19 protein-coding genes are annotated in these 23,215 nt (G+C 67.4%); 4 read left to right on the top strand and 15 right to left on the bottom strand.

The genetic code is table 11. The features are described from left to right. Position 1: 1 nt before the first annotated feature. The 14 genes from AB4083_RS05400 to AB4083_RS05335 all read right to left on the bottom strand — a co-directional run bounded on the left by AB4083_RS05400 (position 2) and on the right by AB4083_RS05335 (position 16,464). The gene (locus tag AB4083_RS05400; RefSeq protein WP_441606729.1) at positions 2–1,498 is read right to left on the bottom strand and encodes an eCIS core domain-containing protein; all 1,497 of its coding nucleotides are present in this window, start codon (positions 1,496–1,498) and stop codon (positions 2–4) included. Beyond that, positions 1,491–1,784 carry a hypothetical protein gene (locus tag AB4083_RS05395; protein ID WP_441606728.1) on the bottom strand — a complete coding sequence of 98 codons (294 nt, stop codon included), beginning with the start codon at positions 1,782–1,784 and terminating at the stop codon, positions 1,491–1,493. The genes AB4083_RS05400 and AB4083_RS05395 overlap by 8 nt, the downstream gene beginning before the upstream one ends. Further along, on the bottom strand, positions 1,781–3,934 hold the full coding sequence (locus AB4083_RS05390) for an AAA family ATPase (protein ID WP_441606727.1): 2,154 nt from the start codon (positions 3,932–3,934) through the stop codon (positions 1,781–1,783). Before AB4083_RS05390 ends, AB4083_RS05395 begins: the two co-directional genes overlap by 4 nt. Beyond that, positions 3,931–5,175: a DUF4255 domain-containing protein gene (locus tag AB4083_RS05385; protein ID WP_441606726.1), complete on the bottom strand. Its 1,245-nt coding sequence runs from the start codon at positions 5,173–5,175 to the stop codon at positions 3,931–3,933. Before AB4083_RS05385 ends, AB4083_RS05390 begins: the two co-directional genes overlap by 4 nt. Next, positions 5,172–5,912 (bottom strand): hypothetical protein, encoded by a 741-nt coding sequence (locus AB4083_RS05380; protein WP_441606725.1) that lies wholly within the window; start codon positions 5,910–5,912, stop codon positions 5,172–5,174. The genes AB4083_RS05385 and AB4083_RS05380 overlap by 4 nt, the downstream gene beginning before the upstream one ends. After that, positions 5,909–6,658: a hypothetical protein gene (locus AB4083_RS05375; RefSeq protein WP_441606724.1), complete on the bottom strand. Its 750-nt coding sequence runs from the start codon at positions 6,656–6,658 to the stop codon at positions 5,909–5,911. The genes AB4083_RS05380 and AB4083_RS05375 overlap by 4 nt, the downstream gene beginning before the upstream one ends. A 3-nt stretch (positions 6,659–6,661) precedes the next feature. After that, positions 6,662–7,189, bottom strand: a complete 528-nt coding sequence (locus AB4083_RS05370) for a phage tail protein (protein WP_167258246.1) — start codon at positions 7,187–7,189, stop codon at positions 6,662–6,664. Positions 7,190–7,199: 10 nt separating this feature from the next. Beyond that, positions 7,200–8,834: a phage tail sheath family protein gene (locus tag AB4083_RS05365; RefSeq protein ID WP_441606723.1), complete on the bottom strand. Its 1,635-nt coding sequence runs from the start codon at positions 8,832–8,834 to the stop codon at positions 7,200–7,202. Between the two features lie 34 nt (positions 8,835–8,868). Next, a complete protein-coding gene (locus tag AB4083_RS05360) occupies positions 8,869–9,138 on the bottom strand; it encodes a hypothetical protein (RefSeq protein WP_441606722.1) in 270 nt (89 codons plus the stop codon). A 174-nt stretch (positions 9,139–9,312) separates the two neighbouring features. After that, positions 9,313–10,299: a sigma 54-interacting transcriptional regulator gene (locus tag AB4083_RS05355; RefSeq protein ID WP_441606721.1), complete on the bottom strand. Its 987-nt coding sequence runs from the start codon at positions 10,297–10,299 to the stop codon at positions 9,313–9,315. A 385-nt stretch (positions 10,300–10,684) separates the two neighbouring features. Next, on the bottom strand, positions 10,685–11,146 hold the full coding sequence (locus AB4083_RS05350; RefSeq protein WP_441606720.1) for a cupin domain-containing protein: 462 nt from the start codon (positions 11,144–11,146) through the stop codon (positions 10,685–10,687). Positions 11,147–11,273: 127 nt separating this feature from the next. Continuing rightward, positions 11,274–13,139: a glycoside hydrolase family 2 protein gene (locus AB4083_RS05345; RefSeq protein ID WP_441606719.1), complete on the bottom strand. Its 1,866-nt coding sequence runs from the start codon at positions 13,137–13,139 to the stop codon at positions 11,274–11,276. 41 nt (positions 13,140–13,180) lie between these two features. Then, positions 13,181–14,059, bottom strand: coding sequence for a ribonuclease H-like domain-containing protein (locus AB4083_RS05340; protein ID WP_441606718.1), 879 nt, complete (start codon positions 14,057–14,059; stop codon positions 13,181–13,183). Further along, a complete protein-coding gene (locus AB4083_RS05335; protein WP_441606717.1) occupies positions 14,056–16,464 on the bottom strand; it encodes a DEAD/DEAH box helicase in 2,409 nt (802 codons plus the stop codon). The genes AB4083_RS05340 and AB4083_RS05335 overlap by 4 nt, the downstream gene beginning before the upstream one ends. 232 nt (positions 16,465–16,696) lie before the next feature. Here AB4083_RS05335 and AB4083_RS05330 point away from each other — a divergent pair, with 232 nt between their 5' ends. From AB4083_RS05330 to AB4083_RS05315, 4 genes are all read left to right on the top strand, one after another. Further along, on the top strand, positions 16,697–17,155 hold the full coding sequence (locus AB4083_RS05330; RefSeq protein WP_441606716.1) for a RidA family protein: 459 nt from the start codon (positions 16,697–16,699) through the stop codon (positions 17,153–17,155). A 4-nt stretch (positions 17,156–17,159) separates the two neighbouring features. Then, positions 17,160–18,095, top strand: coding sequence for a GlxA family transcriptional regulator (locus AB4083_RS05325; RefSeq protein ID WP_441606715.1), 936 nt, complete (start codon positions 17,160–17,162; stop codon positions 18,093–18,095). A gap of 122 nt (positions 18,096–18,217) precedes the next feature. Further along, entirely contained in the window at positions 18,218–19,192 is a 975-nt protein-coding gene (locus tag AB4083_RS05320; RefSeq protein ID WP_441606714.1) for a VOC family protein, read from the top strand. A gap of 317 nt (positions 19,193–19,509) precedes the next feature. Further along, the gene (locus AB4083_RS05315) at positions 19,510–19,974 is read left to right on the top strand and encodes a hypothetical protein (RefSeq protein ID WP_441606713.1); all 465 of its coding nucleotides are present in this window, start codon (positions 19,510–19,512) and stop codon (positions 19,972–19,974) included. Positions 19,975–20,045: 71 nt separating this feature from the next. Here the strand turns inward: AB4083_RS05315 and AB4083_RS05310 are convergent, their stop codons facing one another. Continuing rightward, a complete protein-coding gene (locus AB4083_RS05310; RefSeq protein WP_441606712.1) occupies positions 20,046–23,168 on the bottom strand; it encodes a TonB-dependent receptor in 3,123 nt (1,040 codons plus the stop codon). Between the last annotated feature and the right edge of the window lie 47 nt (positions 23,169–23,215).

The following is a 23,215-nucleotide window of genomic DNA, read 5'->3' as shown; positions in this document are numbered from 1 at the left end:
CCTACCTCCGCACCTGCAGTGAATGCGGCCAGAAGCTGGGCATGAAGTCGGTCATCGCCCGCTTGAACTCGATCCGCTCCGGGTCCGTCCAGCCGGTACTGGCCTGGGTGAACACGTTTTCGACGAAGCGGTCCACCGTGGCGCAGGAGCACACGCATTGCATATCCCGGATGTTGCCCAGGATGTTTTCCCCGCCGCGGCTGGCGATATCGTGCTCCGCCGTCTGCATGGCGAAGCGGCTGGAGCGGCTCGGATTGCTGACCGAGTTGCGGAAATAGACATCGAACTCGGCGATCTCCGCACTGATCTCGCTGAGCAAGGAACTCAGCGGCCGATTATTGGAGTTGGGCACCGGCGTGTTTACGTTGCAGTCCGCGGCGGCCGGCACGATGGTCCCCGCGCTGGCGTCGAACCGGTTGTGCTGCGATTCGTGCGCCACGGTCGAGGTGATCCACAGGAAATTCCGTAGATCGGCATCGCCGAGCGGCCCGGGCTGGGCGCGCAACCTGATCGCCAGATCCTCGTCGGTGGTGTGCAGCTGCACGCAGTGGTGGCCGGGGTTGGTGCCGGCCGGAGCACCACCCGGGAAGTCGGAACAGGGCGAGTTGCTCGCGCCATCGTTGACCGAAAGACAGGCGTTGATAAAGAAGCCGTCGATGCCGGGGGCGATGGTCGCGCCCAGGCCCGCGGTGGTGGCGAGGGTCTCGAAATTGGTCGCCCTCTGCGCATGGCGCGGCAGCGTGCAGGCCGCATGGCCGTTCGCGCCGACGGCACCGCCGCTGGCGATCGCGTTCTGCTCGCTTTCCTGCTCGACCTGTTCGCCGAACTGCACCGCATTGCCCGGACTGGGCGTGGTGCATTGCGCCGGCGAACGGCAGGCGCGCTGCAGCGCCGGCGCGGGCGCGCCGCCTTGCTGCACGACGTGGGCCAGCTCGTGCGCCAGCAGATGGCGGCCCGTGCGCGTGTGCGGCGCGAACTGCCCATCGCCGAACACGACGCTGGACCCTACGGTGTAGGCATAGGCATCGACATCCCACGTCGAACGCTCGGCGAGCGGCCCCGAATGAATGCGCACGCGGGAGAAATCGTGGCCGAAACGCTGCTCCATATCGCCGCGCAGCGCCGGCTCCAGCGGCGCGCCTGGATGGGCGAGCGCACTCGCCACACTGGGCGGAGCCTCGCCAGCCTGGGCACCGGCCTGAGTATTCGCTGGCGCCGAAAGGCGCTGGATGCGCGGTGCGATCCGGCCCGTGGCGGCAAGCGCGCGACCTGCCAACACCTGGTCCGCGGCCCGATCGGCTTCCTGCTCGTAGCTGTCGTTGGCATCGTTGACCCGGAGCCTGGCCTGCAGGGGCGGCTGCTGGTTCTTCCTGCACGCGCTGCACTGGCCGGTGCCGGAGGTATGCGTGCCGCAGGCGCACTTGCGTTGCAGCAAGGCACCGAAGCCTCCGCGCGAAGGCATGCGCGTGGTGGCAGCACGCAGCCCTGGCTCAGCCATGCCGCGACCCTCCCTCGTTCCGTGCTGCGGATGCCACGCCCAGGCTTTGCCGCAGTGTCGTGGCGAGGCGGGAACCGAGTCGGTCCTGCCCGCGGGCGGGCTCAGGCAACACCGCCGGCGTCAGCGCGCTCACCGCGCCGACGCTGCGCAGTGCCGCCACCGCGCCGGGCTGCGCGAGTTGCCGCGCCAGATCGCGTTCGAGCAGCGCGCGGACATCGGCGGCGCGCTCGCCGCGCAGCACGCCCTCGTCGATCACCAGCCGCTCGATATGCAGCTCGATGCTCATGACTTGCCTCCCGCACTGCCCAGCCAGCGGAAGTCGGCCTCGTTGACCGGCTTCTCCAGCTTGCGGAATTCGCTGCGCGCCGCGTCCAGCAACAGCGGCATGGTGACCTGCACGCCGTGCTTGGCGGCCAGGAACGCGGCATTCAAGGCGATGCCCTGGATGCTGCCGCCAGTCAGCGCCAGCTTGGCCAGCCGCTCGATATCCAGCGCAGCCGTGGCCACCTTGGTCGGAAATGCCGAGGACCACATCGCCTTGCGCTCGGCCACGCCGGGGAACGGGAAGTTCACCACGAAGCGCACGCGACGCAGGAACGCCGTATCCAGTGCACCCTTCATATTGGTGGCGAGGATGGCCAGGCCGCGGAAGCTCTCCAACCGCTGCAGCAGATAGTTCACCTCGATATTGGCGTAGCGGTCGTGGCTGTCCTTGACCTCGCTGCGGCGGCCGAACAAGGCATCCGCTTCGTCGAAGAACAGGATCGCGCCACCCTCCTCCGCCGCGTCGAACAGCTTGCGCAGGTTCTTCTCGGTATCGCCGATGTATTTGCTGACCACCGCCGACAGATCGATGCGGTACAGCGGCAGCCCCAGCTCGTTGGCGATCACTTCGGCCGCCATGGTCTTGCCGGTGCCGCTTTCGCCGGCGAACAGCGCGCTGATCGACAGGCCGCGGTTCATGCGTTCGCGAAAACCCCAGTCGTCATAGACCACGCTGCGCTGCGCGACCTGGTCGGCGATCTCGCGCAGCAGGTTTTTCTCGGTGTCCGGCAGCTTGAGGTCGTCCCAGTTCGCCTTGGGCTCGATGCGCTGGGCCAGCTGGTCGAGCGCCGGCCGCGTGCGTGCGAGCGCGCCCTGCCACAGCGCCTCGCCCAGCCCTTCGGCGCGCTGTTCGGTGGCGGCCAGCGCGGTATGCGCGATCTGGCCGATCTTGCCGGGATTGAAATCGAAATGGCTGGCCAGTTGCCGCGAATGCTGGTCGGCGCCCTCGCCCAGCAGGCCCTGCCACAGCGTGCGCTGCTCGATCGCGGTGGGCCGGGTCACGTCCGCGCTCAACGCATGGGTGGCGCTGTCGCTCCAGGGCTCGCGCGTATCCACGAACACCAGGCCGCCGGCGCGGGCGACGAAGCGCCGCACCGGACCGGCCGCCGCGTCGGCGCCATCGATAGTGGAGGCATCGATATACAGCGCCACCGGCATCAGCAGGCTCTCGCGCCGCCACAGCCGTACCAGCGCTTCCTGTTCGGCCAGGCCCTGCGGCAGCAGCTGCGCCGACAGGCGGAACGCCTGCGCGCCGAAGCCCGCCGCCACCGTCTGCGCGATCGACTGCTTGCTGGTGTTGTCGGTGCCGACCAGTTGCACGGTGGGCAAGGCTTCGCCGAACGGCATGTGGCGCAGGCTGTCGAGCAGCCGGTCCGCGACCATCTGTTGCGACGGCGGCAGGCTGTCCGCGCTGAGCGGCGTCAGCAGCGGCATCAAGCGGTCGTCGACGTAGTTCAGGCCCTTGGCGAAGTTGACGATGCGCTCGTCCGCACTCAGCGCAGCGCCGATCAACGGTTGCGGTCCGGGCTGATGGATCTCCAGCAGGCGCCAGTAGCGCAGCGGGCGTTCCGGCGACAGCGCGTCCCAGCTCGGCTGGTCCAGCACGGCGAAGGCGAGCGCAAAAGTCGGCCAGGGCCGCGACGGATCGTGCTGCGCCTGCGCGCACAGTGCCGGCATGCGCGTATCCAGTTCCATGCCGATGCACAGCAGCAGCAGGTCGCGCTCGAATTCGGACAGGCCCAGCCGCTGGGCCAGCAATTGCAGCGCCGGCGCGAACGGCGCCTTGGCCGGGTCGGCCGAGGTGTCGACGGCGATGGATGCCGGCGACGGCTCGCCGGGCTGTGCGTCCGGCACAGCGGTGACGGGCGCCGCCGGTGCTGTCTGGGGCGTGGCTTGCACGGCATGTTCGCCGAACACGCGGGACAGCCACGAGGTATGCCTGGCTTCAGTGACCTCCGGCGCCACCGTCGCGGGAATCGCCGCCACGTTGCTGGTGGCGCTGGCGGGCGTCGTCTCCTGGCCCGCGGCGCGCTGCAGCCGAGCGCGCAGATCGGCGAGTGCGCCGGCCAGGTACTGGTCGTTCTCGGCGAGCCATTGCGCGTAATCGCTCATGACACCACCACTTGCTGGTTGCTGGCGAATACCGGCACCGGGCCGGTGAAATCGACCGGAATACTGTCGGCGCCATCCACGCGCAGACGCACGGTGTAGGTGCCGGCGGCGACGCCGGCCACATCGAACACCAGCGCGGTGGGCTGCTGCGGGTTGGCCGGATTGGTGACGCTCTGCGGCGTCACCAGCTGGTCGCCGAACAGCAGGAACACGCGCTGGCCGTCGCGGATGCGCGGCAGGCAGGTCAGATTCAGATGCTGCGTGCCGGGCGATCCGGTGAGCGGACTGACCGTGATCGCCGGCGCCAGCGCCAATGGCAGCTCATTGCTGAGCAGCGCCGGCAGTCCCGGCGACTGCACCAGCAGCGACACCGTATAGATGCCTGGCGCCCAGCGCGACGGTGCCTGCGCATCCTCGGCCGCGTCGGCCAGATGCACCTGCAAACTGCCGGGCACCGTGCCGAAGGTCGGCGCCACGTCCACCGGCGCGTCGAGCCGCAGGCTGCTGAAGCGGGCCAGCGTATTGGCCGCGGTGAGCAGACTGCCGTTGAGCACCAGGTCGTCGCCGAGCAGCGCCGCGGCCTGTGCGTGCGGCAGCGCCACGCCGCTCAGCGACGGCGCCGCCGAGGCGGCGCTGGTCACGCCGCGATCCTGCGGGCCGCGCCGCAGCACCGGCAGGCTGGCGCGCGACGGCGCCTGGTTGTCGATCAGCACCACGGTCGCCTCGTAAGCGGCGGAGACGCGGTAGTTGGTCTGGAACGCGGTCCACAGCTTGGACAGTTCTTCCACGCTTTGCGGCAGCGGCGTCAGGCGCACGCGTTCGATCTGGTCGGCCAGGTCGTTGCCGAGCAAGGCATTGCGGATGTCGTCGCCGTCCAGCAGCGGGCGATCGTGCAGCGTGCTCATCGCCGCGGCCAGCACGCGATGGCTGATCGCATCGTTGTCGCTGTCGCCGCGGCCCCAGGCGGTGATCAGGTAATGCAGGTTCAGCGCCAGCGCCGGCTGTGCCGTTTCGCCGGGGCGCACGCGGCCGGGCATGTCCATATTGCGCCAGCCGGCGTTGTAGATGACCTGGTACAGGAACAGGTTGAGCTGCGCCTTGCTGATGCCCTTGCGCGCGACATCCAGCGGCTGCAGGGTCACTTCCAGGTCGCCGAGGTCGGTATCCAGCAGCGGCATGCGCGCCAGCAGCACATTGCGCAAGGTGCGCGTGGCGGCGGCGATGGCGAGGACATTGCTCATGGCGTGGTTCCGCCGCGCTGGCGCAGATAATCGTCGAGCGCGCTGCTGCGTTGCGGGTCCTGGCGGCGCGGTGCGGAGGCGCTGGTTGGCGCGGCGCGCACTTCGATGCGGCCGATGCTGACGTGCACCACGGGCTCGCTGGATGATGGTGGCGTGCCGGCCAGGGCTTTCGCCGACGTTGGAGAGCTTGCACGCGTCGGCCGTGCGTCGGGCTCGTGCCGGGTGGCGAAGACGGGCTGGCTGGGCGGCAGCAGGGTGCCGAGGCGTTCTTCCTGCGCTGGCTCGCCGACGATCCGCTCGTGCACGAAATGCGTTTCCCTGAGGGGCTGAAGCTCGCCGACTTCGGTTGCCTCCCTGCGCGATGGCTTCAGCGATGTCGTCGGATCTGCCACCGGCTCACGTGAGGACGGTTGGCTGGGGGCGAGCAAGCGCATCTCGTCAGTGACGGTCATGCGCTCATGCGTGGCGGCCGGCGTCGCGTCCTCTGGCGCCCGACGCGGTGCGAACGCCGCCACCGGTGCGTCAGTTGACGCCACCCTGCCCTCGGCCTGGCGCACGTTCGAAAACACTTGCTCGTGCGCTCGCTCGCCCGGCGCTGCGGCCTGGATCTGCAACGGCTCCTCCGCCACCGCCGCCTCCCCACGCCCGGCCGGTTCGAACAGCGACGGCAGGCGCGGCGACAACATCGATGCGCTGCCGAGCGCGCGGGTGGCCACACGGTCGAGGAAGTCGCTCACGACGCGCATTGCTCCAGGTAGGCCTGGCGGCGGCGCGGCGTCATCGCGAGGATATCCGCTTCGCTCCAGTGATAGTGGCGCGCCAGCGTGTCCACCTCGCGCAGCAGGCGCAGCGCCCAGGCGTGCAGCTCCTGCCACAGGAAACGGGCGATATCGAAGGCCGGCTCCCAGTCGTGCCCGCAGTCGGGGCAATGGAAAGCCAGTTGCAGGTCGGCCTGCGGATCGGCGGCGGCCATGGCCTGGGCAAGTTCGGCCTGCAGCGCATCGGGCAAGCTGGTGACCGGCGTGCCATCGGCCACGCTCACGGTGTCGATCACGCAGCGTTCCAGCAGCAGGCGCCGCGCGTCGGCCACGTCGGTGCAGCTTTGCAGGGCCAGCAGGTCGGCGCAGTTCACCGCGCGAAAACGCACGCGCAGATCGTGCGCCGCCGATTGCAGCTCGAACACGCCTGCGTTCTGCTCATTGCCCGCATCCGTATCGAGCAGCAAGGCATCCGCGTCGAAGCTGGTCTCGACGGTGGCACCGCAGCCCGCGCAGCGTGCAATGCCGTCGAGCCGGCGCCCGAACAGGCGCGCATGCAGGCGCAGCAGCAAGGCGTCGCGCCGGCCCAACGGCAGGCGCAACAGGGCTTCGTCGTCCAGCCTCTCGTCGCCCGCGCCGAGCAGGTACAGGCTGCGCGCCGCGGCGGAAGCTTCCCCGCCGCGTTCCCACGCGCGCAACCAATCGGCAGCGGTCGGCGTGCGCATGGCTCAGCCCGCCGGCACCGTGAAGCTGGGCTCGGTCGGTTCCTGCACGCTGACGTCGCGGTCCCAACCCTCGTTCTCCAGCTTCAGGTGCTGGATGGCCACGGCATTGGCATTGGCGTCCAGGTCCGGCAGCGCCTGGTATTCCGACACCCAGCAGCGATACAGGTGATAGGACAGCACCAGCTGGCCGGCCTCGTTGTAGACCTCCAGGATCAGGTCCTTGCGGAAGTCCTTGAGCGAGACCTCGGCGCCCAGGCCGGCGCCGAAGTGCCAGACCTTGTTGGCCCACTTCTCGAATTCGAGATCGTGGGTGACGCCGCGTTCGATGGTGATCGCCTCGTACTCGGTGCGCCCGGGCGACTTGCGGCTGCTGCTGGGATCGCCGCCCTCGCGGTGCTTCACCACTTCGGTGGTGCGCTTGAGACCGGAAACCTTGCTGATGCCAGCCACATAGCGACCGTCCCATTTCAAGCGGAACTTGAAATTCTTGTACGGATCGAAGCGCTGGGCATTGACGCTGAACTGAGCCATGGTGTTGTCCTCAGGTCTGGATCTGGCCGGCCATCTGCTGCAGCTGGATGACCACGAACTCGGCGGGCTTCAGTGGCGCGAAGCCGACCACGATGTTGACGATGCCCAGGTTGATGTCGTTCTGCGTGGTGGTTTCGCCATCGCATTTGACGAAGTAGGCGTCCGTCGGCGACTTGCCCTGGAAGGCGCCCTGGCGGAACAGGTTCTGCATGAAGGCGCCGACGTTGAGGCGTATCTGCGCCCACAGCGGATTGTCGTTGGGCTCGAACACCACCCACTGCGTACCGCGGAACAGGCTCTCTTCGATGTACAGCGCCAGGCGCCGCACCGGGATGTACTTGTAGTCGTCGGCGAGCAGGTCGGCGCCGCGCAAGGTGCGCGAGCCCCATACCACCGGCCCCGCGTTCGGGAAGTTGCGCAGGCAGTTCACGCCCAGCGGATTGAGCATGCCGTTCTCGGCATCGGTCATGACCGTGGACAGGCCCTGCACGCCGTTCAAGGAAGCATCCAGGCCCGCCGGCGCCTTCCACACGCCGCGCTGCGTATCGGTGCGCGCCATGATGCCGGCCACGATGCCGCAGGGCACGAAGGTGTCGAGCTGCCCCTGCCTGGCCGGATCGGACTGGATCACGCGCGGGAAGAACAGCGCTGCGTTGCGTGCGGCCGTGCCGGTGAGGCCCAGGCCGGAAACGGTCGACGCATTGATGGCGGTGGGGCTGGTCCACGCACCGGGCGCATCCACGATCAGCAAGGCGCGCCGGTCGACGCACAAGGCCATGGCGTTCTGATACACGCCGTTGCTGGTATCGCCGCCGCGCACGTCGGCCGGGATGCACAGCAGGTTGAACAGGTCCACCTTCTTCAGCGCGTAGATGCCGGTCTTGGCATTCTGGTTGCCGAGATAGTCGGCATCGGTGGACAGCATTTCGCTGTCCTGCGCCACCGTGGTCACGGCGACCGAGGTGGCGGCCGCGGGCGTGCTGCCGTTGTCGTCCCAGATGGTCTTGCCGGCGTCGGTGGTATCCGACATCGCCGATGGCGGCTTCGCGCCCAGCGTCGCGCCGGCCTGCAGCCGGATCAGTACGGAGCTGGCCTTCAGCACCCGGTCGACCCGGCGCGGGCTTTCCGCCACGGTGACATTGAGGAAGCTTTCCTGCGCACCGCTGGCGGTGTCGCGCACGGTGAGGTTGAACAGGTCGGCGGCGGTGAGGCCGTACAAGGCCGCCACGTCGGCCGACACGTGGTTGTCCACCCGCACGCGCAGCTTGTTGGCCCAGGCGCCCGGTGACGCGGCCTCCAGCAGCAGCGCGACGGCGGGCGCCGCCAGGCCGGGCGCGGTGATCAACGCCTTGGCGCCGCCGGCACCGGCCTTGTACAGGCGCACGATCACCGCCTGCGCACCGCCATTGAGAAAGAAATCGCGCACCGCGTAGCCCATCGGATAGGCGGGATCGAGCGCGCCGAACGTGCGCTCGTAGTCGCCATAGCTGTTGACGGTCACCGGGCCATCGACGTCCGCGTCGATCGGACCCTTCGCGGCGCGGCCGACAAAAGCGGCGATCGAGGTGGCCACGCCGGTAATGGTGCGGACGCCGCTGGGAATCTCCTCGATATAGACGCCTGGATAACTCAGGGTGGCTGGCATGGCTGTTTCCTCACGGGTTGGCGGAATGCGTCGGTCAATGCAGCGGCGTGGTGTCCGCGCGATTCAGTGCGTACAGCACGGCGCCGCCGGGAAGGCGGTCGCGGCGCAGCTGGCCGCGCTCGACCAGGTGGCTCAGCGCTTGCTCGATGCGTTGGCGTTCGGTTTCGTAGCGCTGTTGCGGCAACCACCAGCTCACGATGCCGTCGAGCGTGTCGGCGGCATCGGGGTGCTGCGCCAGATAGGCCAGCACCGCCCCTTCCACTTCGCGCCAACTGGTTTGCTGCGGGTCTTGCCGCGGGCTCATGCGTCACCTCCACGTCACCCGTTGTTTAGGCAATCGCCGTGCCAGCGCGCGCGCCGTGCGAAATGGCTTCAGATGGGCAAGTGGCGCGATGGTGTCGAGCGCGACCGGGTGAGGTTTGCCCCGGTGGGCAGGCGCAGGTGGGTCAAAGCGCACCCGAGGCCTGCGCCGTGGCGGCTAGCGGAAGCCGCCCGTCTCGATACCGTGCTTCTTCAGCAGCTTGCCGAGCTGCCGGCGCTCGGTGCCGGAAAGACGTGCCGCTGCACTGATATTGCCGGCGGCGCGCTTCATCAGGCCCAGCAGGTAGCTGCGCTCGAACGCGCACATGGCGCTCTTCTTCGCGGAAACATAATGCAGGTCGATGGCGTCCGGCAGTCGCTGTGCGGACGCGCTCGAGGCGGTGCCGGCGGCGGGCGAGATCAAGCCATCGAGGATGGCGGCGCCGATGGTCGCGCCCTCGGTGCCGAGATAGGCACGCAAGACGACGTTCTCCAGCTCGCGCACATTGCCCGGCCAGCGATGCGCATCGAGCACCTGCAGCGCCTCGCCCGCCCAGCGCTTGGCGGGCCGGTCCAGCCGTTGCGCCAGCTGCGACAGGAAGTGCTGGGCGAGCATCGGTATGTCGCCTTCGCGCTCGCGCAATGGCGGCAGGCATACGTGCAAGGCATTGAGCCGGTATTGCAGGTCGCGCCGGAAACAGCCGGCGGCCACCTGCGTTTCAAGACAGGCATTGGTGGCGGCCACCACGCGCGCATTCGACACGCGCGCCATGCCGCCGCCGACGGGACGGTATTCGTTGTTCTCCAGGAAACGCAGCAAGGTGACTTGCGCCTTGCTGGAAAGCGAATCCACTTCGTCCAGGAACAAGGTGCCGCCGCGCGCGTGATCGATCAGCCCCGGCTGTGCGCTCTTGGCGTCGGTGTAGGCGCCGCGCTCGTGCCCGAACAATTCGTTCTCGATCAGGTTGTCGGGCAGCGCGCCGCAATTGACCGGCACGAACGGCCGTTCGCTGCGCGCACTGGCATAGTGGATTTCCCTGGCGGCGAGCTCTTTTCCCGTGCCCGTCTCGCCTTCGATCAGCACTTGCACGTCGCATCCGGCATAGCGAAACAGTTGCGCGCGCATCTGCTCGAAAGCCTTCGATTGCCCCAGCATGGCCGGCATCGTCCCTTCTCCCTAGGATCCCATCGCCGTCGACACGTCGCGCCGCCCGATGAGGGTTACTCCCCGGAGATCAAGGGCTTGGGCGGCCACCTTGGCGAGTATGCGCGGCGACGCGCCGCCTTTCCCATCGGTAGAAAGTTATAGGAGTGTGCGCTGGTAGGCATTTACTCCCTGGCCTTGTTTTCTAGTGCTTTGCGGCGATGTAACGCGTTTCTGTGCACGTCGCGTCAAGGCTATGTCGTCGGATGCGTGAACACTGCGCGGTGCTTGCGCGTGCCTTGCAGCGCCGTCTTGAATCATTCGTTCCACATGTGCAGCTACGACGACCTGGGCGGCGAAAAACGCCGCGCCGACATGTGGCTGTCACAGTACGGCGCCGCAGAAGTCAGTGCGATGCAGGAGGTGCCTGGACCTGCTTGGGCGCCCCATTGGGCGCGGGCACCAGCACGTCGTCGTCCTTGCTCCATGCCGGCGTGGTGATCGCGTAGAACTTCAGCGTCTCGCCCTTGCTGGCGCGGATGGAGCGCACCACCGCGGGCGGAATCAGGATGTAGTCGCCCGGGCCGACGGCATGAGCGACGCTGCCGGTCCAGACTTCGCCATGTCCTTCGAGGATAAAGAACGATTCCTCACCAGCCTTGTTATGGCTCCACGCGCTGGCGTGGCCGGGATCGAGTTCGAACAGCGCGACGCTGCCCAGCGTCGAGCGCGCACCGGCAGGCGCCGCGCGCCCGGTGAGTTCCTTCAGCCGGACGCCATCCGCAACCTTGATGAAGGGCAGCGCGGACGGCGCAATGACTTTCGCGGCGTCTTCAGCGCGAGCGACGACCGGAATCACCGCGGCCATGGAAGCGAAACCTGCCAACAGCAATGCAGCCTGGCGAATCATAGGTGGGGAACCCTTGAGCTCGTGGTGGCGGCAAAGAGTAGCGCAGAACCCGCTTCGTGCATGGCGGCATGGCGCCGCAAGCAGCTCAGGGCTGCGCACCTGCGCGGATGGTCGCCTGATTGATTTCGCGCACCTTCGCTTCGTCCACCTTCTCCACCTTGCGGTCGTAGGTGAACAAGCCATTGTGCTCGCCCTCGACGTCGGTGATCTGCGTGTACACGCTGCCGGACATGCCCTTGGGCACGCCCTTGTCGCGCAGCACGGCGGTGTTGGCGACGTAGCCGGCATTCAACGCATCGCGATCCTTCACCGCGCCATACGGATTGATCGCCGTGTTCGGCCATACATGGCCGGGAATCCCCAGGGTCAGGCCGCCATGCTCGCCGTCGATGGCGGCGCGCTCGGCGTCCGGGCTGGGCAGGCCGGGGCCCTGGTAGTCGTGCACGTCGTAGACGTCGCCGGCATGCGGGTCGCCCTTCATATCGCAGCAGTTGGCGCCGCTGCGCGCATCGACCAGGCGCGAAGGATCCAACTGCTTGATCTGCGCGGACAGCTCGGCGGCGGCCGGGATGCTCCACTGGCCCCAGCCTTCGTTGAACGGAATCCAGCCGATGATCGAGGTCACGCCGTGCAACTGCTCGACGATGGCGGAGACGTCGGCGCGGAAGCTGGCCTTGTCGGCGGCGCTGAGCTTGTCGTTGCGATCGGTCGGCAGCGCCGGCATGTCCTGCCACACCATCAGGCCGAGATGGTCGGCCCAGTAGTACCAGCGCGCCGGCTCCACCTTGATGTGCTTGCGGATGGTATTGAAGCCGAGATCCCTGGTCTTCTGGATATCGAACTTCAGCGCCGCATCGGTGGGCGCGGTGTGGATGCCATCCGGCCAGTAGCCCTGGTCCAGCGTGGCCAGCAGGAAGGTCGGTTTGCCGTTCAGCACGATGCGGTTGCGCCCGCCGACCTTCTCCACGGCGATGCTGCGCAGGCCGGCATAGCTGGTCACTTCGTCGCGCTGTTCGCCCTTCGTCAGCGTGGCCTTGAAGGTGTACAGGAAGGGATCCTGCGGGCTCCACAGATGCGGATGCGCGATGGCCAGTTGCAGCGGCTGCCCGGCCGGCCCGTTCGCCTCGCCCACCGGCTTGCCGTCCGCGTAAGCGGTGACATGCAGCGTAGCGTTGGCGCCGCTGCCTTGCAGTTTCGAGGTGACGGTGAACGCGTCCAGGCTGCGCGCCGGCGTGAAGTCCAGTTGCGCCAGGCTGGTGGCCGGCACCGGCTCCAGCCACACCGACTGCCAGATGCCCGAGGCTGCGGTGTAGAAAATGCCCGACGGCTGCAGCCGCTGCTTGCCGACCATGATGTTGACGGCGTCCACCGGCGCATGCACGGCGACCACGATCTCCTGCGGACCCTGCGCGTGCAGCGCCGAGGTGATGTCCGCGCCGAAGGACGTATAGCCGCCCGAATGCTTTGCCACCTGCGTGCCGTTGACGTACACCGTGGCCGCATGGCTCACCGCGCCGAAGTTCAGCCGCACGTGCTGGCCATGGGCGGTGAAAGCGGCCGGGATCTCCACCATGCGGCGATAGAACATGTCATCCGCATGCTGCTGCACGCCCGAGAGCACCGACTCGATCGGATACGGCACCAGCACCTGGCCCTTCAGCGCCTGCCCGAACGGCGGTTTGCCCTGCCCGTCAGCCGGCGCGTATTGCCACAGCCCGTTCAGGCTCATCCATTGCGGCTGCTCCAGCGAAGGGCGCGCGAGTTGCGGGCGCGGATATTCGGGCAGTGCATTCTTCGGCGAGACCTCGGCCGTCCAAGGCGTGGCCAATGGCGCCACCTTGCCGTTCCAGACGTCCGCTTGATCGGCCGCCATCGCCATCGAGGCGAAGCTGATGGCCATGATCGTGCTCATCCAGGCGCCCGCGCGCCGTACCCCGAGGTTGCTCGTCATCCGCCCTTCCTCATCGGTTGCGTTGGAAGCCGGGAGGATGGCTAATTGTCGGACAAATGTCCAAGCACCCCGCCGCATGGGGTGAAGCCGCTCGCCAATGGATCGAGCGCGACCATATGGCTCAGCACGCCTGCAAGACTGCGCAGATCCTGTGCGTTGTGCTGCAGCACGCGATACAGATCCACCGGATCGCCCGCGCGCAGGAAGCGCAGCCACGCCGCCGGTGCCTGCGCACCCGGCAGGTCGTCCTCGCGCACCACGCCGAGCAATTGGCGCTCGACCGTCGCAAGCTTGCAGTTGGGCCAATGCGCACGCCAGCGGCGGCGCACCGCGTGCAGCAAGTCGATATGCCGCAGCCCTTGCAGCGGGCTGGCCATGCGTTCGAGGCGAAAGCGCGTGGTCAACAACGGCGCGTCGTAGCTCTTGCCGTTGTAGGTGGCCAGCACCGTTGCCGGCGTAAGCCATGCGCGCAATTGCTCAAGCATCGCCAGTTCGCCGGCCAGCGTGGTGATGGTCAACTGGCTCAACAGAAAGCGCCGGCCCGCCCACCGGGCCACGCCGATCATGAAAGCGCGGGTGCCGGTGCCGCCGGCCAGCCCGGTGGTCTCCGTGTCCAGAAAGAGCACGTCCGCGGGATCGATCTGCCCGGGCACTTTGGCGAACGAGGCATCGAACGGCAGCGGCATCGACGGCCAGTCCGTCGCTTCTTCCGCAAGCCACAAGCCCGGCGCCAGCTCGCGGCCAAGGCCGGTGGGTGCGATCGTGCGCGGCGATTGGCGTACCGGCGTGGCACGGCGCACCGCGAGCAGGCGCGCAAGGTCGGGCGGCAGTGGCGCGGTCGATGCAGCGACCATCGCTGCGCCGCCGGCAGCACCCGCCTGCCCGCGCAACCGCCGCAGGCGCGCGGCGAGGTCGCTCATAGATCGGCCAGCAAGGCGAGCACCATCGCGCCCAGCTCCTTCATGGAACGCGCCGCGGTTTCGTCGGAGGCCAGCACCGGGCCGACGCAGGCCGGACAGCCGAGCCGGCAGTCGCACTGCGCAATCAGCCCGCGCGCTTTCTCCACCAGTTCCATGCGCCGGTCGAACAGCGGCGCGCTCAGGCCGACACCGCCGGGGAATGCGTCGTACAGATACAGGGTTGGAGTGAACGGCGCCTGCGGATCTTCGGGCTCCTCGCCCCAGCCGGTATGCACGCGCGCATGGCCCGAGCCGTCCGGTAGCGCGAACCAGGCACCGTCGCCGCTGCCTACCGCTTTCTGCAGGTCGCGCCCCTCGGCCATCACCGCCACCGTGGCGACGGTGTGGAGCGCAGTCGAGGCCGCGAGGAAACCATCCAGCGCATCCTGGCGCCGCTCGAACGCGTCATCCAGCGTGCGTTGCGCCAGAGCCCACCAGAGCGCGGTCGTATGCAACTCGCTGTCGGGCAGATTGACCTTGCCGTAACCGATGTTCTCGTGGGTGTAGTAGCGGATTTTCTTATAGCCGGCGACGCGGCGCACCACGTGCACTTCGCCGTGGTTGCATTCGCCGCGGCCGGAAGGCGACGTATCAAACCGGTCCAATACCTTGAGCCTGGTGTAGTCGATGGCGTCCGTGTAGTAGTCGACCTCGGTACGCGTCACGTAGGCCTTGCGCCCGGTCCAGTCCAGCCGTTCGACCTGGTACGGCACCGACTGCACCATATGGATGGCGCCTTCGTAGAGCGTGAGCGGCGCCGCGCTGTAGTCGACCTCGGCGATGATGGTCTGGCGCCCGCCGCTGCGGTCCACCACCACGAAGTTGCCTTCCGCCACCGAACGCAGCGACACCGCATTGGCCGGATAGCTGTCGGCGATCCATTCGAAGCGCTCGCCTTCGCGATGCAGCACGCCCTCTTCGGCGAGTACTTCCAGCCATGGCTCGACGCCTTGTCCGCCGAACGCATCGCCAGCACGGAACGGCAGTTCGAAGGCGGCGCAGCGGATATGGTCGAGCAGGATCAGCGGCTGGTCCTGGGCGATCCGCGCGTGCTCCGGCGAGGCGTCACGGAAGTATTCCGGATGGCGCACCAGGTACTGGTCCAGCGGCTCGCTCGAGGCGACCAGGATGCCCAGCGAGGGCTGCTGGCGGCGGCCGGCGCGGCCGAAGCGCTGCCAGGTGGCCGCCACCGAGCCGGGATAGCCATTGAGCACGGTGACGTCCAGCGCGCCGATATCCACGCCGAGTTCCAGCGCCGAGGTGCTGACGATGCCGTCGACCTGCCCCGCGCGCATGTCGCGCTCGGCCTGGCGGCGCTCGGTCGGCAGATAACCGCCGCGATAAGCGCGGATGCGCGGCCGCTTGCGCGGGTCGTGATCGAACACGTCCTTCAGGTACTTGGTCAGCACTTCGACCATCAGGCGGCTCTGCGCAAAGACCAGCGTCTTCAGGCCCGCGCGGATCGCCGTGCGCGCAATGCGGTTGGTCTGGCTGCGCGCCGACGCACGCAAGCCGAGATCGGCATTGACCACCGGCGGATTCCACAACAGCACGTGCTTGGGGCCGGAGGGCGCGCCGCTGTCCAGGATCGGCGTCACCGGCTGTTCGATCAGGGCGGCGGCATGCTCGGCCGGGTTGCCGATCGTCGCCGAGCACAGGATGAATTGCGGCGTCACGCCATAGAACGCGCAGACCCGGCGCAGGCGCCGCAGCACATTGGCCACGTGCGAGCCGAACACGCCGCGGTAGGTGTGCACTTCGTCGATCACCACATAGCGCAGGTTCTCGAAGAACTGCGCCCACTTGGTGTGATGCGGCAGGATCGCCTGGTGCAGCATGTCGGGGTTGCTGACCACGATGTCGCCATGCAGGCGGACCGCCTGGCGCGCGTCGCCCGGGGTGTCGCCGTCGAAGGTGAAGGCGCGCACGCCCAGCTCGCCGGCCGCGTTGAGTTCGAGCAGCTCGGCCACCTGGTCCTGGGCCAGGGCCTTGGTCGGGAACAGGTACAGCGCCTTCTTGCCCTCGCGCATCGCCGCGCTCACCACCGGCAAGGTAAAGCACAGCGATTTCCCGGAGGCGGTCGGCGTGGCCACCACGATGTGCTCGCCGCGCGCGGTGGCCGACCAGGCCTGGCCCTGGTGCGCATAGAGCTGGGCCACCCCGCGGGCGCGCAGGGCGGCGGCCAGCGGCGCGGGCAGCTCGTCGGGCAACGCCACGTAGCGCCCTGCCCGCCCCTCGACCAAGAACTGGCCGGTGACGCGGTCGCCGTAGCGCCGGACCAGGCGGCCGGCCAGCTCCGCCCCGCTCAGTGACAGCAGGCGGCTGTCGTCCTCGTCCGCGATGGGGGCCGGCAATGGGGCGCGCATGGATGTTCTCCCGGGAAAGCCGCCGCATTCGACTGCCCCGCTGTCTCACGGATTGAGACCGGCGCAGGATTCCAGGCCTATCGGTACTTGAAGGCGGCGAAGCGCATGCGGCAGCATCGAATGCAAGCCCCCGCCCGCTGTAGGTTGGGGTGAGTGCAGCGAACCCCAACGGACCGCCAGCCAACGCCGCGTTGCGATGCGTGTGCTTTGCCCCATCCCTAAGGAGTCAGCGATGAAGTTTCGCACCCAGCTTGTCGCGTCGATCGTCCTGCTGCTGGCCACCCTGCCCGCGCTTGCGCAGGATGGCCGCAAGCACATCGTCATCGGCCGCTCGCCGGAACAGCTGGCCAACACGCCGTGGAGCGATGCCGTGCTGGTCGGCAACACCTTGTACCTGTCGGGATACATCGGCGTGGACGCGCAGAACAAGGTGCCCACGACAGCGGAAGCAGAAACCCGGCTCGCCCTGGAAGAGCTCAAGCACACGGTCGAGGCGGCCGGCATGAGCATGGACGACATCGTCAAGATCGACGTGCTGTGCACCGACCTGGGCCTGTTCCCGCAGTTCAACTCGGTGTACCGGACCTATTTCAAGAACGGCTTTCCGGCGCGCACCTTCACCGGCAGCTCCAAGCTCCTGCTGGGCGCGCATTTCGAAATCACCGGCGTCGCGATCAAGGCGGCGAAGTAACACCATGCGCCGCGAGATCGCCATCGTGGTGTTCCCGGGCTTCCAACTGCTGGACGCGGCCGGCCCGGTGGCCGTGTTCGAGATGGCGGAGCGCTTCCGGCCGGACAGCTACGCGATCAGCATGCTGTCCCCGGGCGGCGGGGTGGTGCGCAGTTCGTCGGGGGTGAGCCTGGCGGCCGCGCCGATCGAAGCGAAGCGGTTCGATACGGTGATCGTGTCGGGCGGCAACCTGGCGCAAGTCGAAGCCAGCCATGCCGACATCGTCGCCTGCCTTGGCGCCGAAGCCTGGCGCCGCGTGGCGGGCGTGTGTTCCGGCGCGTTCTTCCTGGCGCAGGCCGGCCTGCTCGACGGGCGGCGCGCCACCACCCACTGGGCGGCGGCGGAACGGTTCCGGCGGCTTTATCCGCAGGTGCGGCTCGATGCCGACCGCATGTTCGTCAGGGACGGCGAGGTGTGGACCTCGGCCGGCATTTCCGCCGGGATCGACCTGGCGCTGGCCCTGGTCGAGGACGACCTCGGCCCCGGCATCGCGCGGCGCGCGGCCCAGCAGCTGGTGGTGCACCAGCGGCGGCATGTCGGGCAATCGCAGTATTCCGTGCTGGTGGAACAAGGCGGCAAGACCGGACGCTTCGGCGACCTGATCGGCTGGATGCGCCTGCGCCTGGCCGAGCCGATGACCGTCGAGCGCCTGGCCGAACAGGCCGCGATGAGCCCGCGGAATTTCGCCCGCGCCTTCACCGCGGAGATCGGCGCGACCCCGGCCAAGGTGGTCGAAGGGCTGCGCCTGGAGGCTGCGCGCGTCGCGGTCGAGACCAGCCACCTGCAGCTGGACCATATCGCCGCCTCGACCGGCTTCGGCGATTCCAGCCGCATGCGCCGCGCCTTCGTGCGCAGCTTCGGCATGTCGCCGCAGTCGCTGCGCCGCAGCGCGGGCGCCTGACGGCCTGGCGGCGCTGGCGGTTTTTGTCCGGAAATTGTCCTTGCCGGTGCCGGCCGGACCGCCCATAAAGAGCGCCGTGAGGCGGCCCGCCTCCGCCCCCGAGCTTCGATATGAGGAACCGCATGCGCCTGACCCTGTTCGCTTCGGCATGCCTGCTGGCCCTGGGCGTCGTACACGCCGCGCCGGCGCCCGCCCCCACCCGGCTCGACCACATCCTGCTGTGGGGCCACGGCATCGATCAGATCACCTCGGTGATGGCGGTGAAACTCGGCTTCCAGGTCCGGCCCGGCCGCGATCCCGAAGGCGTGGCCAACCGCTACGTGCGCCTGGCCGACAGCAGCTTTATCGAAATTCTCGGCATCACCCGGCCCGACCCCAAGTTCGACCCGGGCATGAAGGAGGACCAGGAGGCGTTGAAGGGCGGCCCCGGTTCGCGCGCCTTCGGCTTCCGCAGCTCCGCGCTCGATGCGATCCGCAGCTCGCTGCAGGCGAAGCAGTATGCGGTGACGCCGTTCTTCAGCGGCCCCGACAGCGCGAAGCCGGGTTGGCGACTGTTTGCGTTCGACCAGGCGCCGCTGTCGAGCAATACCTTCTTTATCGATTACAAGGCCGATTACGCGCCCGATCAGTTCGATCCCGCCAATACCGCCGATTATCGGGTGACGCGTGAACACCCCAATGGAGCGCGCGAACTCACCTCGATCTGGCTGGTGTCGGCCGACGCCGATGCCGATCGGCAGCAACTGGAAAAGATGGGCTTCGGCCACGCGGTGCCGGTGAAGCTGCCTGAGCTGGGTGCGAAGGGGTTCTGCGTGCCAGTGGGGCCGACGGCGCTGCTGGCGCTGCAGCCGGATGGCGCGGGCTTGGCGGCGCAGGCGATGGCGGCTGGTCCGCGCATTCTCGGGGTGAGCTATGGCGTGACCGATCTTGGGCGCGCGCAGCGCTGGGTCGAGCGTGGTTATCAGCAGAAGTTGGCGACGTATCGGGGCTTGTCGGGTGAATCCGTGCTGGCGCCGACGGTGGACGATCTGGGCTTATCGGTGGAATTCCATGCGCTGAAGCCGGGCGGTTCGCCTTGCCCGGGTGTGGGTTCGTAGATCTTGCGCTGATCGGCGCCCGCTGAGGGCGCCGATCGATCACTGGCCCTTGGCGTGAAGTTCGTCCAGCCTGGCGAAGGTTTTCTTGACCGCTTCGAAATCGCCGACGGTCATGTACACGTTGTTCTTCGATCAGCGCCTGCGTTTGCGGCGAGGTATCCGCGAAAATTGACGATGGCGCAGCAGTTGATTGGCGACGATAGCCTCGCCTAGTTCTAGCCGTATATAACCAGCAACGATTTCGACCCTAAGCGTTTCATTTCAAATTTCGCGACCCTCCTCGTCGACAGGATGCAATCCTTCGCCGGAGATCGCCGATGTTCCAGCTCGCCACGCCACCCGCTGACCATATTTCCGACTGCGCCAGCGCCGACCCCTATGCGGTGCGCTTTGCTGTCGTAGGCGGGAAAAACGATCCGGACGAAGCGCCGCGGCTGGCGATCCGGCTGCCGGTATCGAGCACCGCCACCACCGCCGAAACCTTCCTGTTGACCCTGATGGCCGCCTCCTCGCGCCGGACCATCTGGACGCTGCGCCACGTGCCGACGTACTGGCGCATTGCGCCGCTGGATATTCCGCTGTTCCGACTGTGCCAGGCAGCCATGTCCTCGCTGCGCGTGGCGAAGGCTCAAGTGGAATGGTTGCTTGCGCCGGTGCCGGAGGCATCGGCCGCACCGGCGACGGCGTTGTATTTCCAGGAAGCACCCAACGCCCCGTTCGTGCTGCTCTCGCGCAATGCCGCCAGGCCGGTGCCGGAGTGGCAGCTGTCGTACGCCGATTGATCCAGGGCTGGCATAGCCGAACGCCACCACCGTTTCCGGTGATGGCGTTCGGCGCGGTGGCAAGGTGTGGCTTAGAGCGAGAAGTCGTACTGGGCGGAGATCCGCACGTAGCGCGGCTCGGTATAGCCCTGGATGCCGCCGTACATATTGCTCGGCGAACCACCCAGCGAACTGCCGTCGCCATTGCTGCCGACCTGCCCGCCCACCGAGGTCTCGCTGATCGAGATCGCGCGCTGCTGGTTGAACACGTTGAACACGTCCAGCCCGAATGCCAGCTTGTGGTCGGCGAATGCCGGGCGCCACTGCGCGCCCACGTCCAGCCGGTACGTCCACGGCAGCGTGCCCTTGGAGCCGCGTGCCGACACCTGGTTGTAGCAGACGTGATAGGCCCCGTTGTCGCCGTCGCGGCCCATATAGCCGGCCGGATCGGTATAGACGCCGTCGGCGCCCGCGAACCATGCGCCCAGGCAGTTCTTGGGACGTCCCGAGGTCGCCGTCACCGTGCTGCTGAGCAGCCACTCCGGCGTCAACTGCCAATAGCCGAAGGCACGGATGGCGTGGCGACGGTCGTTCGGCAGATTGCCGCTGGCATAGCGCATGAACTGCGGGTAATCCCAGTCCTGCGACGCGGCCACGTCTTCCTGCACGATGTCGGACTTGATCTGGCCTTCGGTATTGCCCCAGTTGTGCGACCAGATGTAGTCGACGCGGCCATACCAGGTGCCGTCGAACGGATGCTCCGCGTAAAGATCCAGCGCCAGGTATTTGCGCTTGGGCTTGGGCATGCCGAAGTCCTGCGCGCTCAGCTGCACGTGGCGCAGCACCGGCGTGGCACCGGGCTTGGCCACATTGACGTCGAACTCCGCGCCGCGGCCGGGATTGAAGATCACGCCCGGATAGGTCAGCCGTCCCAGGCAGTCGCTGGCGCTGCTGAAGTCCTGGTAATGGCTGGCCAGGTAGGCGCAGACCGGATGCGGATCGGAGGTGTCGTCCACCTGCGACTTCAGCTGGCGATAGGTGGCGCGTGCGCCCACGACCAGCGACGAGGTCAATTGCTGGTCGGCACCCAGGATGAATTCGTCCTGGTAATGCGAGCGCAGGTCCTTGATATGCGCCGTGCTGGGGTCGCGCGGCTGGCCGAACTCGCCGTTCGGCGAAACGGCCGGCCCCTGCGCGACCAGGTTGAGCGGAAGATCGGTCTTGGGATCGATCCCGCTATAGGTAAACGTCTGCTGGGTATTGAGCGAACCGCCGGCGCCACGGATGGCCACGCCGTTGGGCAGCGCCAGGTAATAGCGGCCGGCATTGGCGTAGATCTTCAGGCTCGCATCGCCGTGCACGTCCCAGCTCACGCCCAGGCGGGGCGCCCACTGGTTGCTCTGCTTCATGAACACCTGGCCGGCGCTGTTGTAGTTCTTGAACGCCTCGTTGCGCACGCCCAGATAGGCAAGCCAGCGATCCGAAACCTGCCAGTGATCCTCGAGGTAATACGCGTCCTGTTCGAGCTTGTACTGGCCGCCCTGCTTGTGCGTGATCAGCTGGACGGTATTGCCTACGCCGTAGCGCCAATAGCCGCGGTACTTGTCGGAATTGACATAGGCCTCGCCCGCGGCGGAGCGCAAGGTCTGGCGGTCGATACCGCCGCGCAGATCGTGCGCGCCCAGCCGGTATTCCAGATCCAGGCGCCAGCCCTTGGTCTTGTTGGTGGTGTCGTACGGCACCACGCCCAGCGGCTGATAGGCGTGATACTGATTGCGTACCGCAGGTGGTGCATTGGGCGACACGCGCACCAGCGGATAATCGGGGATATTGGCCAGGTTCGGCTGGAAGGTCTTGCTTTCGCCGTACAGCGCGGTGACCGTGAAGTCGTCCGTGATGTATCCGGTGTACTTGCCCATGTACAGCTCGTTATTGTTCTTCAGGCGGCCGTCGGCGCTGGCGTTGTGGCTCAGCGGCGACAGCGTGGCATTGCTCCAGCCGTAATTGCGCTGGGTGCTCTGCGCATTGTCCTGCAGGGCGGTCAGTTCCAGCAGGTTGCTGTCGGTGATGTTCCAGTCCAGCTTGGCGTACCACTTGGTCGCCTTGTCGTGGCTCTTCTGGAAACCGCCATTGGGGTTGTTCGCACTGGACGGCGTGAGCGTGCCGGTCGGGGAATACGCCGTATCGCTGGTGGACAGCGTACCCTGCTGGTCGGTCTTGGTGAACTCCGCAGCGCCGAAGAAGAACAGGCGGTCCTTGATCAGCGGGCCGCCGATCCAGGCCGAATAATCGAATTGGCCATAGGTGTTCTTGCCCCGGTACCGGCGCAGCTTGCCGTTGGAGCCGAAGGGCCGGTTGATGCCTTCCTCGTCGGTCAGCAGGTTGCCGTTATCGTCGCGGTGATTGAACGGGCCCGGCCCGAGGGCGAGCGAACCGGCATCGGGATGCTCCGGATAGTAGTAATTGCGCGGATCGCTGCGCAGCGAATCGGGACGCCAGAACGCCGCCACGCCGCCCTTCCATTCGTTGGTGCCGCGCTTGCCCACCAGGTTGATGAAACCGCCGGTGCTGTGGCCGAACTCCGCGCCGGCACCGCCTTCCAGGATCTGCTGCTGATCGATCGCGCCGAACGGCAGCTCGAAGAAAGTCTCGTTGTTCAGCGGATTGGTGACGTTGTAGCCGTTGATCGAATACGCATTCTCGGAAATGCCGGAACCGCCGATGGCCAGGCCCGCATTGGCGAAGCGGTTGTCGCCGGGAATCACGCCCGGGGCCAGCAAGGCGACGGCGAGCACGTTGCGCGCCACCGGGATCTTGGCCAGCTGATCGGAGGTGAACACCGTGCGCGTATCCACCGAGGAGACGTCGATGCCCGGCAGCGCCGATGCCACCACGGTGACGCCTTCGAGCGTCTTGGGACTGGCACCGGTAAACGACACCTCCGAGTTGCCCGCGATGGTGACGTTAATACCGCCGCGGCTGTCGACCGCCTGGCCGCCCTTGAGCAGGCTCACCTTGTAGTGGCCGACCGGCAGCGACGAGGCGCGATAGCGCCCGTCGTTATCGACGGTCACCGTGCGCGTCATGCCGTTGTCGGTATTTTCGATCTGCACCGAACTGCCGGCGCCGCCGGCGATCTGGCCGTAGATCGCGCCGGAGGTATTGGACTGCGCCAAGGCGGCATCGCCAAAAGCAAATGCCAGGGCAATGGCCATTGCGGAACGTCGCAAGACGAGCTTGCGCTGCATCGAATACATAGTTC

The organism is Dyella sp. 2RAB6 (genome assembly GCF_052115385.1).
GTDB lineage: Bacteria > Pseudomonadota > Gammaproteobacteria > Xanthomonadales > Rhodanobacteraceae > Dyella_D.
Note: the sequence above shows the minus strand (reverse complement) of the source record. Positions and strands in the feature narration are given on the sequence as shown.